Below are 13,796 nucleotides of genomic sequence, written 5' to 3' on the forward strand. Positions count from 1 at the left end.
CTACCCCCTTCGGGTCCGGCCTCCTTCGGTCTAACGCCACCGCCCGGCTACGAGACGGCGGAAGGCGGCAGCATCTTCAGGGCTGTAGAGCCGGACATGCCGCGGCAGCCTGAAGGAAAGCCGATGAGACTCCTGGATTTTCTGGAAAAGAGCATCGCCGTCATCGGCATCGTCGCCTTCGGCGGTTCGGTGCTTCCCTTGATGCTGACCGGTGGCGACCCTCTGGCCGGCGACCTGGAATCCGCCGGCGTCACCATCCTCTATGGCGGCCTCTATGTTTTGTTGCTCGCCGCCATCGCGCTGAGACCGGCCATCGCCTTCCAGATCCCCTTCGCCAGTCCGGCGCTGACGATGATGATGGCCTTCGCCTTCCTGACCGCGCTGTGGTCGCTGTTCCCGGACGTGACGCTGCGCCGCTCGATCGCCTTCCTGTTCACCACGGTGTTCGGCATCTGGCTCGCCCTGCGCTTCCGCTTTCCCGAGATCATGCGGCTGCTGGTGGTCGGGCTGTCGTTCCTGATGGTCGTGTCCTACGTCATGATCTTCACGATGCCGGCGATCGGTCTGGACAGCGCCCAGCACGTCGGCGCCTGGAAAGGCGTGTTCTTCCAGAAGAACGTCACCGGCCGCATGATGGTCTGGCTGGTGCTGGCCCTGGTCTGGCTCGACTGGCGGAAGGAGCAGAGCCGCTGGGTCACCCGGCCGCTGATCCTGCTGGCGATGCTGCTGATCGTGATGAGCCGCTCCGGCACCGGTCTGGTCACCTCGGTTCTGGTGTCGGTGGCGCTGCTGTCCACCACGATGCTGCGCGGCAGCATCCGCAATTTCGCCCCCACCATGGCGTTGCTGATCGCCCTGCTGGTCATCATGATCACGGCGGGCGCCACCTTCTGGTACGACGTGCTCTATGCGCTGGGCCGCGATCCGACCCTGACCGGCCGCACCGTGCTGTGGGAACACATCGTCCATTCGGTCAGCGAGCGTCCGCTGCTCGGCTACGGCTATGCCGCCTACTGGTACGGCTTCAACGGGCCGGGGTCCAGCTTCACCCGCGACTGGGGCATCACCTCGGCTCACAGCGGCTGGTTGGAACTGACGCTCGACCTCGGCCTCGTCGGGGTGGTGCTGGTGGTGGCGGTGCTCGGCCGCATGCTGTTCCAGGGCTTCTTCGCCGCCCGCTACGGCAGCAGCCGGCCGGAGGCCGCCTGGGCCTTCGCCGTCGGCTGCGCCCTGCTGGCGGTGTCGGTATCGGAAAGCGTGTTCGCCGAGCGTCACTCCATGAATTGGGTGATCGCCAGCATCGCCGTCGTCCGCCTGATCCAGCAGAGCCGTTGGCAACGCCTGCTGAAGGACCGGGCGGCCGAACGGCGGCGCCTGCACCGGCATGCCCCGGCGGGGATCGCCGCATCGCCGGCCTATGCCGGCCAGGTCCGGGGGCTTTAGCCCGTCATTCGGACTGTCGGCCCCGCCCTCCTCCACCTTCCCCTTTTTCCTTCGACCGAAGGCAGACCCATGAGCCCGAAGAACGAGCCGGCAGGCCGCGACCAACCGGCGACCGATAAGCAAACGGCCCAAGAACAGACAGGCGGCCAGCGGACGGCCAATGAACAGGTCACCGTCGTGATCCCCACCCGCAACCGCCCGGACATGGTGATGCGGGCGGTGCGCAGCGCCCTCGATCAGACCTACCGGGACCTCGACGTCGTCGTGGTGATCGACGGACCGGATCCGGCGACGGCCTCCCATCTGGCGGCGCTCGCCGATCCGCGGCTGACGGTGATGGAGTTGGAGACCAATCACGGCGCGGCGGAAGCCCGCAACATCGGCGTGCGCGCCGCGCCGGGCGACTGGATCGCCTTTCTTGACGACGACGACCACTGGATGCCGGAAAAGGTGGAGTTGCAGATGGCGGCCCGCCCCGCCGGCATCCGCTTTCCCATCCTCAGCTGCCGCTGTCAGGTGGTGACCGCGCGCGGCAGCTTCGCCTGGCCACGCCGGCTGGCGACGCCGGCCGATGCCATCGGCGACTATCTGTTCGTCCGCCGAGGCCTGTTCAAGGGCGAAACCTTCGCCCCCACCACCACGCTGCTGACGCCGAAGGCCCTGCTGCTGCGCAACCCCATCCCCAAATCCCGCTTCGACGACTGGGAATGGCTGATCACCTGCGGCCGGATCGATGGCGCGGCGCTGATCCATATCCCCGATGTGATGGCCATCCATTACACCGAGGAGAACAACCGCGTCACGCTGTCGACCTGCCACAACATCAACCAGGCCCTGGAATGGGCGGAGTCGATGCGCGACCACCTGTCGCCGCGCGCCTATGCCAGCCTGCTGTTGCAGGCGACCGGCGGCGAGCATGCCGCCCGCACCGCCGGCACGCGCTGGCGGATCCTGAATTCCGCCTTGCGCGACGGCCAGCCGACGCCGATGGCGCTCGCCACCTTCACCATGCATTCGCTGATGCCGGTCGGCCTGCGCCGCCGCCTGCGCCAGGCCCTGTTCTCCGCGTCCGACGCCGCCTGAATACGAAAAAAGGACCCCGACGCCTATGGACTGCACCAACGACAGCCGCCCCCCCGTCGTCCAACCGGATGCGTCCAACCGGATCGTGGTCGTGTTCGCCACACCCGGCGCACTCGACGGCGGCGGCGGCATCGGCCGCATGACCGGTTACGTGGTCGACCAATTCGACAAATCCGCCACGACCCGATCCATCATCCTCGATACCCGCGGCACCGGCAGCGTCCTGCTGTCCCCCCTGTATCTCGGCCTCACCCTGACGCGGATGGCCTGGCTGCTGGCCCGGCGGCAGGCATCCGTCGTCCACATCAACGTGTCGGAACGGGCGAGCTTCCTGCGCAAGGCGGCGGTCCAGGCGGTGGCCGGGCTGCTGGGTTGCCCGACCGTCGTCCATCTGCACGGCGCCTCCTTCGTCGAGTTCTTCCAGGGCGGCCTCTTCGCCCGCGCCATCAGCCGCTGGCTGTTCAACCGTTGCGGCCGGGTGGTGGTCCTGGGCGACAATTGGCGCGACTTCCTGGTGCAGTCCGTCCGCACCGACCCCCGCAAGATCCGGGTGCTCTACAATGCCGTGCCCGATGTCGGCGCCGACCTCGGCCCACCCGAACCGCCGGTGGCCGGGGCGGTCCTGTCCCTGCTGGTGCTGGCCAACCTGTCGGAACGCAAGGGCATCGGCACGTTGCTGCGCGCCTGCGCGCTGTTGAAGGAGCGCGGACAGCCCTTCCGGGTCACCATCGGCGGCGGTGGCAACGTCGAGGGTTATCGCGCCATGGCGGCCGGGCTGGGCGTGGCGGAGGAGTGCGACTTCCTCGGCTGGGTTGGCCGGGACGAGGCGCACGCCCACATCCGCTCCCATGACATTCTGCTGCTGCCCTCCACCCATGAGGGGCTGCCGATGGTGATCCTGGAGGCGCTGTCGGCCCAACTGCCGGTCATCACCACGCCGGTCGGCTCGATCCCGGAGGTGCTGACCGACGGCGAGACCGCCCGGATCATCCCGGTGAACGATGCCGGCGCCCTGGCCGATGCCGTCCTCCAGCTCGGCCGCGACCCGGACCTGTATCGCGGTCTCGCGGAGAATGGCCGGCGCCTGTTCCTGAAGCGGTTCGTCATCGACGCCTATGCCAAATCCCTGCTGGCGATCTACCAGGAGCTCGACCGCAGCGCCGCCGAGTTGCCCGCGGAGTTGGGCAAGCTGGCCAGGTCGGCCGCCGCCAGTTCCAAACGGCGGTGATCCGGGCCGCGGGGGCCTCGATGATCGGGCCAGGAAACAATCTGTACGGGTATGACCGAAGGGGAAAGGCGCATGCACAGGTTGGGTAGCCATACCGGCAGGCCAACCCGTTCGGTCGCTCCACAGCGTGCGGATGCCGCATCGCGTAAACTTGCACGCGAATGTCACCCAGCCTTCGGCTGCGCGGCGTTCCGGGGGGCGGCAGCCGACCGGCCGCACCACGACGCATTTCACCGCAAGGCCCTGGGATAAGGGCCGGCAAGACCGGAAGCCGAACACACAACATGCCCGCCGCAGCCGTCGAAAGACGGGCGTCTCACGGTAAAGGCCGGGACGCAGCGCAGAATTGGCGGGCCGGGAAAGGATCAGGAGCGGACATGATCTATATCGTCTCCCCCGGCGGCACCCAGGAAAAAGGCGGAATGGGCCGTGTGGTCGACAATTTCACCACCGATCTGCGGCAAAACTGCCCGGATGTCAGGTTCGAGGTCGTCGACAGCTATGGCCCCGGCAAATTCCATCTCATGCCCCTCTATTTCACGCGGGCGGTGGCCCGTCTCGCCGGCTGCTTCGCGGCGGGCAAGGCCGACCTCGTCCACATCCACATGGCGGAATATGGCAGCGTCCTGCGCAAGGGCATCCTGATCGCCATGGCCCGGACCTTCGGCGTGCCGGTTGTCCTGCATCTGCATGGCGGACGTTTCCCCAAGCATTTCAAGGACAGCAGCCCGCTGATGCGCTGGGCGATCCGCCGCATGATGGCGATGACCAGCGAGATCGTCGTGCTGGGCGAATTCTGGCGCGACTGGGTGGCCGAAGCCTTCGGGGCGGAGGCGCGCCAGCGTACCACCCTGCTGCACAACGCCGTGCCGGGACCGGCGAAGCCCCCCGTCCGCGACGATGCGGAGGAGGGGTTCGCCGGTCCGGTGCGCCTGCTGTTCCTCGGCCGGCTGATCAAGCTGAAGGGCATCGACGTCCTGCTGAACGCCCTGGCGTCCCCCGCCTGCCGCGACAGGAACTGGCAGGTGACCATCGCCGGCGACGGCGATCTGGAGACCTACCGCGCCCTTGCCGGCGACCTCGGCATCGCCGAGCGCGTGCGCTTCACCGGCTGGCTCGACCAGACCGGTTGCCGGCGCGAACTGGCCGGCGCCCATGTGCTAGTCCAGCCTTCGATGTTCGAAGGGCTGCCGATGTCGGTTCTGGAGGCGATGGCGGAGGGCTTGACCATCGTCGCCACCCCGGTCGGCAGCGTTCCCGACGCCATCGCCGACGGCGAGACCGGATTGCTGGTGCCGCCGGGGGATGTCGCGGCGCTGGCCGACGCCTTGGCACGGGTGATCGACGACCGCAACCTGCGCCGCAACCTCGGTGCCGGCGCCCGCGCCCGGTGGGAGCGCCAGTTCGATGTCGCGGTGTTCCGCGAACGGCTGCTGGAGATCTACCGCCGCAATTCCCGCGGGCGCCTGACCACGACGCCGACGGTCGCCAGCGGTCCGGTTCCGGCCTCCGGCCCGACCGGTCATTCGAAAAGCACGACCGGCTGAGGTGCCAAGAGGCCGAGGCGCGGAAAGACGGAGCGTGTCCGGTTCGCGCCACCCAGGCGGGAGCCGGACACATCGACAGGAAGAAGAGGGCACCATGAAAAACACCATCGCCACTCTGGTGCGCTGGTCTGGATTCGGCGCGCTGCAACGGTTCCTCAAGGCACGGCACGCCGTCACCATCGTGGTCTACCATGATCCGACGCCGGAGGTGCTGCGCGAGCATCTGCGCTGGTACGCGAAGCACTACAGCTTCACCACGCTGGACGCCGTCGCCGGCGCGATGGAGACCGGCCGCTGGGACAGGCTGCCGGCCTATCCGCTGGTCATCACCCTCGACGACGGGCATCGGAACAACACGGCGCTGGCCGCGCTGTTCCGCGAATTCGACCTCCGCCCGACCATCTATCTGTGCAGCGGTATCGTCGGCACCGCCCGCCCCTATTGGTGGAAGACCGCGGCCGCCGACAGCATCGGGGTCGAGCGGTTGAAGCGGGTTCCCGATCCCGAGCGCCGCCGCCTGCTGGCCGAGGCCGGCGACGATCCCGACCGCGACGGCGCCGATCGTCAGGCGATGACCTGGGACGAGATCGCGCGGATGACCGATGTCGCCGATTACGGCGCCCACACCCGGACCCATCCCATCCTGCTGCGATGCGACGACAGAGATTGCGCCGATGAGATCACGCTGTGCCGGACGGAGCTGGAGGACCGGCTCGGACAGCCCTGCCGTCATTTCGCCTTTCCCAACGGCGATTTCAGCGACCGCGAGGTGGAGGAGATCCGGCGCGCCGGCTACCGCACCGCCCGCAGCATCGATCCCGGCTGGAACGACGCCGCCACCGACCCGCTGCGGCTGAAGGCCTTCCCGGTGTCCGATGACGTGACGGTCGACTGGCTCAGTGTCCAGCTGACCGGGATCCCGGCCTGGCTGCGCAAGCGCAGGACCGCCGCCGCCGATGTGTCGACCGGCGGGGCCACGCCCGAATGGGCAGGCCCGATGGTAAAGCCCAAGTCGGCAGGCATATGACCCTGAACGTCCGAGGCAAGCCGAACGCATTGCCCATCGCGGCAGGCCCTATCACGGCCCCACAGAGTGGCTAACCACAGACCTCAAGCCACTCCTATCCTTTGAGCCCTCGCAAACCGGCGCAATGATCACAATAAAATTCCATGTCACGCGGATGCGAAAACAGGCGGACCAACCGGAACCGCGTTTCGACCAAAGCCATCTTCCCGCAAATCCCGTTACCCCCAGTCGACCGACCCCAGCAGGAGTTTTCAGAGACATGCGGACCGCCACCCTGACCGACACGACCCTGACCTCTCCCGCCCTGCCGGAAATCCGCGCCTTCATCGTGGAGAATTTCCTGCTCGGCAAGGACTCCGGCTTTGACAACGGCGAATCCCTGCTGGAATCGGGGATCATCGACAGCACCGGCATCATGCATGTCGTCGCCTTCCTGGAGGAGCGCTTCGGCATCGCCGTCGATGACGACGACATGGTCGCCGACAATCTGGAATCGGTGGACCGCATCGCCAACTTCGTCGATCGCAAGCAGGACCTCCGCGACGCCGCCTGATCCCGCGGGACAGGCCAAGGCGGACATAGCGGGCATAAGGTGAGAAGGACAGTCCATGGCCCATCTGGTTCACCAGCTCCTGACCGAGACGGCCTTGCGCGATCCCGCCCGCACGGCGCTGATCGCCGGAGATGCCCGCCGCAGCTTCGCCGAACTGGACCGCGAGAGCGACGCCATCGCCTGCGCGCTCCAGGCGGCGGGGATCGTCCGCGGCGACCGTGTCGCGGTGATGCTGGAGAACTCCATCGAATATGTCGCCGGCCTGTTCGGCACGCTGAAGGCCGGCGGCGTGTTCGTGCCGATCAATCCCTCCACCAAATCCGACAAACTGACCAATCTGCTTGCCGATGCCGGCGTTTCGGTGCTGATCGCTCCGGCCGCGCTGGCCCGGCAGGTGTTGCCGGCGCTGGAGGCGGTGAAGGCGTCACCGGCCGTTCTTTGGGTCGGCTGCGGCCTGCCCGACGGCGCATCCGGTCGGCTTTATGCCGATGCGTTGGCGGCACCGCCCCGGCGGCCGGCCGATCCCGGCCTGATCGACCAGGATCTGGCGGCGATCATCTATACCTCCGGTACCACCGGCCAGCCGAAAGGCGTGATGCTGACCCACGCCAACCATGTCAACACCAGCTGGGCGATCGCCACCTATCTGGAAAACACCCCCGACGACGTGGTGATGTGCGTCCTGCCGCTGACCTTCGGCTATGGCCTGTCGCAGGTGATGACCGCCGTCCGCGTCGGCTTCACCCTGGTTCTGGAACGCTCCTTCACCTTCCCGCTGGAAACGTTGAAACGCATGGTCCGGCATCGCGTCACCGGCCTGCCCGGCGTGCCGACGGTGTTCTCCACCCTGCTCGGGCTGGAGGCGGCGAAGACCGCCGATCTCGGCAGCCTGCGCTACCTGACCAACGCCGCCGCTCCGCTGCCCGCTGCCCATCTCCGCCGGTTGCGTGGGAGATTTCCGCAAGCCCGCTTCCATTCCATGTACGGCATGACCGAGTGCTGCACCCGCATCAGCACGCTCGATCCCGCGGACCTGGATGCGAAACCAGCCTCCGTCGGCCGCGCCATTCCCAACTGCGAAGCCTTCGTCGCCGACGGGGAGGGCAACCGCCTTCCCCCCGGCCAGGTGGGCGAACTGGTGGTGCGCGGCGCCAACGTGATGCGCGGCTACTGGAACCGGCCGGACGAGACGGCCAGGCGCCTGCGCCGCGGTCCACAGGGCGAAACCCTTCTCTTCACCGGCGACCTCTTCACCCAGGACGCCGAGGGGCATCTCTATTTCGTCAGCCGCAAGGACGATATGTTCAAGTGCCGCGGCGAGAAGGTCAGTCCCAAGGAGGTCGAGAACGCGCTGTACGAGTTGGACGGCGTGCTGGAGGCCTGCGTGATCGGCGTCCCCGACGATGCCGACGGCCTGGCGATCAAGGCCTTCCTCGTCCCCCGCGACGGCGCCGCCCTGTCGGAGGCGGCGATCCGCCAGCACTGCCGTGGCCGGCTGGAAAGCCATCTGGTACCGAAATTCATCGAGTTCCGCCACAGCCTGCCCAAGACCGACTCCGGCAAGATCCGGCGGGCGGAGCTGATGAGTGAAGCCACGACGTCCGACGGCGGTACCCGTCCCCTCTCCCGCGCAGCGGGGGAGGGTTAGGGAGGGGGCAAAGCTTTCCCGCCGCCGCACACCGCCCCGACACCATCCACCCCAGAACAGAGAGCACGCCCATGTGTGGTGTCGCCGGAGTTCTCGCAGGATCGCGCGCCGAACCGGCCGGTCTGGACGAGTTGAAACGCATGATCGCCATGCTGAGCCATCGCGGCCCGGACGGCTACGGCTTCTATCGGGATGACCGGATCGGGCTTGCCCATGCCCGGCTCAGCATCGTCGGGCTGGCCGGCGGCTTCCAGCCGATCCACAACGAGGACCGCAGCCTGTGGATCAGCTTCAACGGCGAAATCTTCAACCATGTCGAGCTGCGGCGGGATCTGGAGGCGCGCGGTCACCGCTTCTACACCCGGACCGACACCGAGGTGATCGTCCACGCCTTCGAGGAATATGGCCCGGCCACCTGGGCCAGGCTGAACGGCCAGTTCGCCATCTGCCTGTGGGACGCCACCAGGCGCGAGCTGTGGCTGGTCCGTGACCGGCTCGGCATCCTGCCGCTGTTCTATGCCCGCCGTGGCGACCATCTGGTTTTCGCCTCCGAAGCCAAGGCGCTGTTCGGCGGCGGCCGGGTAGCTCCAGCCTTCGATCACGCCCGCCTCGCGCAGGTCTTCACCCACTGGAGTGCCGCGCCGCACGGCAGCGTGTTCGAGCGCGTGGAGAGCGTGCCGGCGGCCACCGCCATCCGCGTCGACTCCACGCTGGCGCTGCATGTCGACCGCTACTGGCAACCGGATTTCACCGCCGATCCGGCCTTGGCCAAGCTGTCGCTGGACGAGGCCGCCGACCGGCTGGAGGAGAAATTGCTCGACGCCATCCGCCTGCGGCTGCGCGCCGACGTGCCGGTCGGCGTCTATATCAGCGGCGGGCTCGACAGTTCGGTGATCGCGGCGCTGGCCCGCAAGCTCGACACCACCAGCATGCACAGCTTCGGCGTCCGCTTCACCGATGCCGGCTTCGACGAGACGCCGCAGCAACGGCTGGTCGCCGGCCATGTCGGCACCGGGCATCACGACATCCTCTGCGGCCCGCGGGACATCCAGGCCGCGCTGCCCGACGTCGTCCGCCACAGCGAGACGCCGCTGGTCCGCACCGCCCCGGCGCCGCTGTTCCTGCTGTCGCGTCTGGTGCGCGAGAGCGGCATCCGCGTGGTGCTGTCCGGCGAGGGCGCCGACGAGTGGCTGGCCGGCTACGACCTCTTCAAGGAGGACAAGGTCCGCCGCTTCTGGGCGCGTCAACCCGGCAGCAAGGTCCGGCCGAAGCTGCTGGGCCGCGTCCATCCCTTCGCCGCCGTCAACGGCCAGAAGGACAGCCCACTGTGGCAGGCCTTCTTCAAACGCGGGATGATGGAGACGGACGAGGCCTTCTATGCCCACCGCACCCGCTGGCGCAACACCGCCTGGGCGCAGCGCCTGCTGTCCGCCGATGTCCAGGCCACCGCCGACGATGCCGCCTTCGAGGCGCATGTCGCCGCCCATCTGCCGGACGGCTGGTCGCGCTGGTCGCCGCTCGCCCGCAGCCAATGGGCAGAGATTTCCTCCTTCATGACCCCTTACCTGCTGTCGACCCAGGGCGATCGCGTCGCCATGGCCAACGGTATCGAGGTCCGCTATCCCTTCCTCGATCCGGCGGTGGACGATCTCTGCGCCGCCCTGCCGGACCGGGTGAAGATGCTGGGTTTGCGCGACAAGCTCGCCCTGCGCCGGCTCGCCGCCCGCCATCTGCCGGCCGAGATCGTCCAGCGACCGAAGCGCCCCTACCGCGCGCCGATGACCTCCGCCCTGTTCGGCGACGCCGCCCCGGACCATGTCCGCGACCTGCTGTCGCCGGACGCGCTCGTCCGCTACGGCCTGACCGACGCCACCGCCGTCCTGGCCCTTGCCGACAAGGCCCACCGCCGGAACGGCCACATGGCCGGCGAGCGGGAGGAGATGGCCCTGGTCGGCGCTCTGACGCTGCAAATGCTGGCCCATTACATCCAGGACGACTTGCCCCAGCGGATCCGCGACCAGCGGGCCGCCCTGGACCGTGCCGAAATCCATGTGCTGGAGGATCAGGCATTGAAAGATCGGGCAGCCGGCAGCCGAACCGCCACGCCTCAGCCGACCGCGGCCTGACCGCCGCGTTTCCTTTCTGACCGACGATGCATCAACCCCCATCGGGAACCGTGACCATGCTGAACGCCCTGTCCTCGCCCCTCGCTCAGTTCGATTCCAAGGTCCTCGATCTGGATTGCGCGGCCGCGGCGCGCGAGATCGAAGATGCCATCCAACGCATCGTCGCCCATGATCTGCGCCGCCAAGGCATCGTGCTCGGCGTGTCCGGCGGCATCGACAGCTCGGTCTGCGCCACGCTCGCCGTCCGCGCCCTCGGGCCGGAGCGCGTGCTGTGCATCCTGATGCCGGAAAAGGAGAACTCGCCGAAGAGCACCCGCCTCGGCACCCTGCTGTGCGCGCATCTCGGCGTCACCCCGTTGATGGAGAACATCACCGGCCCGCTGGAGGCGCTCGGCTGCTACGAGCGGCGCGACACCGCCATCCGCCGGCTGTTCCCGGAATTCGGTCCGGGCTGGAAGCAGAAGATCGGTCTGGCCGGCAACCTGCTGGATGCCGACCGCGTCAATTACTTCACCTTGACCGTCGAATCGCCGGATGGCGAGCGCCAGACCAGCCGCATGCCGGTGGACGTCTATCTCGACGTCGTCGCCGCCACCAACCTGAAGCAGCGCATGCGCAAGACGGTCGAATACACCCATGCCGACCGTCTGAACTACGCCGTGCTCGGCACGCCGAACCGGCTGGAATATGAGTTGGGATTCTTCGTGCGCGGCGGCGACGGTCTGGCCGACCTGAAGCCGATCGCCCATCTCTACAAGTCGCAGGTCTACCAGATGGCGGCCCATCTCGGCCTGCCGGCGGAAATCCAGGCGCAGTCGCCGAGCACCGACACCTATACCCTGCCGCAGTCGCAGGAGGAGTTCTATTACGCCCTGCCCTACGACAAGCTGGATCTGGCGCTCTGCGCCTATGGCCGCGGCGCCGGCGAGGAAGAGGCCGCGGCGGCGCTGGACCTGACCGTCCAGCAGGTCCGCCGCGTCTACAAGGACATCACCGCCAAGCGCCGCACCTCCGCCCGCATCCTGCGCGATGCCCATCTGGTGCGGCCGGTCTGCGTCGGGGAGGCGGCATGAGCGTCATCGACTGGAAACACCGTGGCGTCGCCCGGTACGAGCCGGATGACCGTGCCGCTCTCGACGCTTTCCAGCGAACGCAGTTCGGCGTCGACGCTCTCCAACTTTGCTCCCATCATTTCCATTGGCTGTTCGAAGAGCCGCCGGAGCGGGATCATGAAGGCCCACAGCTCTGGCTGTGCAAGCGCAACGGCGCCGTGGTCGGCCAGCAGGGCGGCATACCCTTCGCCCTGAAGGTTGGTGAGCGCAACCGCCGGGCATCCTGGGCGATCGACCTGATGGTCGCCCCGGAATGGCGCCTGCGCGGCGTCGGCCCCGCCCTGTCGGAAACCCATTCCGGCGCCAGCGATCTCGCCGTTTCGCTGTCGATGACGGAGGCCGCCTACAAATCCTACAAGCGCGGCGGCTGGCTCGATCTCGGCACCGTGCCGACCTACCTGCGGGTGATCGATCCGCTGCGCTGCCTGCGCGTCAGCCCTTATGGCGGCGGTCTGGCCAAGCTGGTCGCCCGGATCGGCAAGCCGGCGCTCTCCACGGCCTCGATGGGCTACGGACTGTCGGCCAGGCTGCTCGGTGCCCGGCTGGTCGCGATCGACCACTTCGACTACCGGGTCGACGATCTCTGGGAGGCGGCGTCGGCACAGCATCCGGTCATCGCGCGACGGGACTGGGCCTTTGTGAACTGGCGCTTCGATCTCACGCCGAAGGCCGACCGCTTCCGCCGCTTCTACCTCATGCGGGGTGAAACGGTGCTGGCCTATGTCGTGCTGCGGGTCGACCATTGGAAGGGCGAACCCGTGGGGGTGGTCTGTGATTATATGGCCCGGCCGGGCTGGCTGGTGGCGACCTTCTCCATGATGACCGAACTGGCGCGCCGGGAGGGCATGGTGGCACTGATGTGCCGGACGCTGAATGCCCTGGCGGCGCGGCCACTGTCGATGATGGGCTTCCTCTGCCTGAAGAACGGCCTGCGCTCGCCGACCCGCATGATGGCACGGCCGGCGCTCGACCAGCCGGAGCTTGCCGGCATGGTGGGCGATCCGAAGAACTGGTTCGTCACCGTCGCCGACAGCGACATGGGCTTCAAGGGATTGGGTGAATAGACGGGCACCGGAGCCCCGACAACGAAAAGGCCGCCTTCCCACAAGGGAGGCGGCCTTTTCGCTGATCGCGACAAAATCGAGTTTCAAGTGACGGGACGCGTCTTCAGATCGTCCATGAAGCGGCTTGCCGCTGTGCATGGCGCCCGGTGAGATCAAGCCGATCGAGCGATTAGTAAGGCTTAGCTTCAGGCGTCACCGCCCTTCCACATGCCTCCTATCGACGTGATGGTCTGTCACGGCTCTCAAGGGAGCTCTGGTTTAGAGGTGGGTTTCCCGCTTAGATGCTTTCAGCGGTTATCCCGTCCATACTTAGCTACCCGGCCATGCCACTGGCGTGACAACCGGTGCACCAGAGGTATGTCCATCCCGGTCCTCTCGTACTAGGGACAGATCCTCGCAAAACTCCGACACCCACGGCAGATAGGGACCGAACTGTCTCACGACGTTCTAAACCCAGCTCACGTACCACTTTAATCGGCGAACAGCCGAACCCTTGGGACCTGCTCCAGCCCCAGGATGTGATGAGCCGACATCGAGGTGCCAAACGACTCCGTCGATATGGACTCTTGGGAGTCATCAGCCTGTTATCCCCGGCGTACCTTTTATCCGTTGAGCGATGGCCCGTCCACGTGGAGCCACCGGATCACTATGGCCGACTTTCGTCTCTGCTCGACTTGTCAGTCTTGCAGTCAGGCGGGCTTATGCCATTGCACTCGACGAGCGATTTCCGACCGCTCTGAGCCCACCATCGCGCGCCTCCGTTACACTTTGGGAGGCGACCGCCCCAGTCAAACTACCCGCCATGCAGGGTCCCGGACCCGGATCACGGGCCACGGTTAGATGCCAGAGACTTCAAGGGTGGTATTTCAAGGTTGGCTCCACCCGGGCTGGCGCCCAGGCTTCCAAGCCTCCCACCTATCCTACACATGAAGTCCCTAGCACCACTGCAAAGCTGTAGTAAAGGT

10 protein-coding genes and 1 rRNA gene (1 of these 11 cut by a window edge) are annotated in these 13,796 nt (G+C 67.2%); 10 read left to right on the forward strand and 1 reads right to left on the reverse strand.

Annotation, left to right across the window (positions count from 1 at the left end; genetic code table 11):
* Window positions 1-123: 123 nt before the first annotated feature.
* The 10 genes from AZL_RS19025 to AZL_RS19070 all read left to right on the forward strand — a co-directional run bounded on the left by AZL_RS19025 (window position 124) and on the right by AZL_RS19070 (window position 12,831).
* Window positions 124-1,443 carry an O-antigen ligase family protein gene (locus AZL_RS19025; RefSeq protein ID WP_042444255.1) on the forward strand — a complete coding sequence of 440 codons (1,320 nt, stop codon included), beginning with the start codon at window positions 124-126 and terminating at the stop codon, window positions 1,441-1,443.
* 69 nt (window positions 1,444-1,512) lie between these two features.
* The gene (locus tag AZL_RS19030; RefSeq protein ID WP_012976115.1) at window positions 1,513-2,526 is read left to right on the forward strand and encodes a glycosyltransferase family 2 protein; all 1,014 of its coding nucleotides are present in this window, start codon (window positions 1,513-1,515) and stop codon (window positions 2,524-2,526) included.
* Between the two features lie 25 nt (window positions 2,527-2,551).
* Complete coding sequence (locus AZL_RS19035; protein ID WP_012976116.1) at window positions 2,552-3,754, forward strand: glycosyltransferase family 4 protein; 1,203 nt, start codon at window positions 2,552-2,554, stop codon at window positions 3,752-3,754.
* Between the two features lie 377 nt (window positions 3,755-4,131).
* Window positions 4,132-5,301 (forward strand): glycosyltransferase family 4 protein, encoded by a 1,170-nt coding sequence (locus AZL_RS19040; protein WP_211114171.1) that lies wholly within the window; start codon window positions 4,132-4,134, stop codon window positions 5,299-5,301.
* 94 nt (window positions 5,302-5,395) lie between these two features.
* Entirely contained in the window at window positions 5,396-6,328 is a 933-nt protein-coding gene (locus AZL_RS19045; protein WP_042444256.1) for a polysaccharide deacetylase family protein, read from the forward strand.
* 259 nt (window positions 6,329-6,587) lie between these two features.
* On the forward strand, window positions 6,588-6,881 hold the full coding sequence (locus AZL_RS19050; RefSeq protein ID WP_042444257.1) for a phosphopantetheine-binding protein: 294 nt from the start codon (window positions 6,588-6,590) through the stop codon (window positions 6,879-6,881).
* Window positions 6,882-6,936: 55 nt separating this feature from the next.
* Window positions 6,937-8,529, forward strand: a complete 1,593-nt coding sequence (locus AZL_RS19055) for a class I adenylate-forming enzyme family protein (RefSeq protein ID WP_012976120.1) — start codon at window positions 6,937-6,939, stop codon at window positions 8,527-8,529.
* A gap of 71 nt (window positions 8,530-8,600) precedes the next feature.
* Window positions 8,601-10,655: an asparagine synthase (glutamine-hydrolyzing) gene (asnB, locus tag AZL_RS19060; RefSeq protein ID WP_012976121.1), complete on the forward strand. Its 2,055-nt coding sequence runs from the start codon at window positions 8,601-8,603 to the stop codon at window positions 10,653-10,655.
* Between the two features lie 56 nt (window positions 10,656-10,711).
* The gene (gene nadE / locus AZL_RS19065) at window positions 10,712-11,728 is read left to right on the forward strand and encodes an NAD(+) synthase (protein ID WP_042444258.1); all 1,017 of its coding nucleotides are present in this window, start codon (window positions 10,712-10,714) and stop codon (window positions 11,726-11,728) included.
* Window positions 11,725-12,831, forward strand: coding sequence for a GNAT family N-acetyltransferase (locus AZL_RS19070; protein ID WP_012976123.1), 1,107 nt, complete (start codon window positions 11,725-11,727; stop codon window positions 12,829-12,831). Before nadE ends, AZL_RS19070 begins: the two co-directional genes overlap by 4 nt.
* 148 nt (window positions 12,832-12,979) lie before the next feature.
* Here AZL_RS19070 and AZL_RS19075 read toward each other — a convergent pair.
* Window positions 12,980-13,796, reverse strand: a 23S ribosomal RNA gene (locus AZL_RS19075); it runs 1,927 nt beyond the window's last position.

This window comes from Azospirillum sp. B510, from assembly GCF_000010725.1.
Classification (GTDB): domain Bacteria; phylum Pseudomonadota; class Alphaproteobacteria; order Azospirillales; family Azospirillaceae; genus Azospirillum; species Azospirillum lipoferum_B.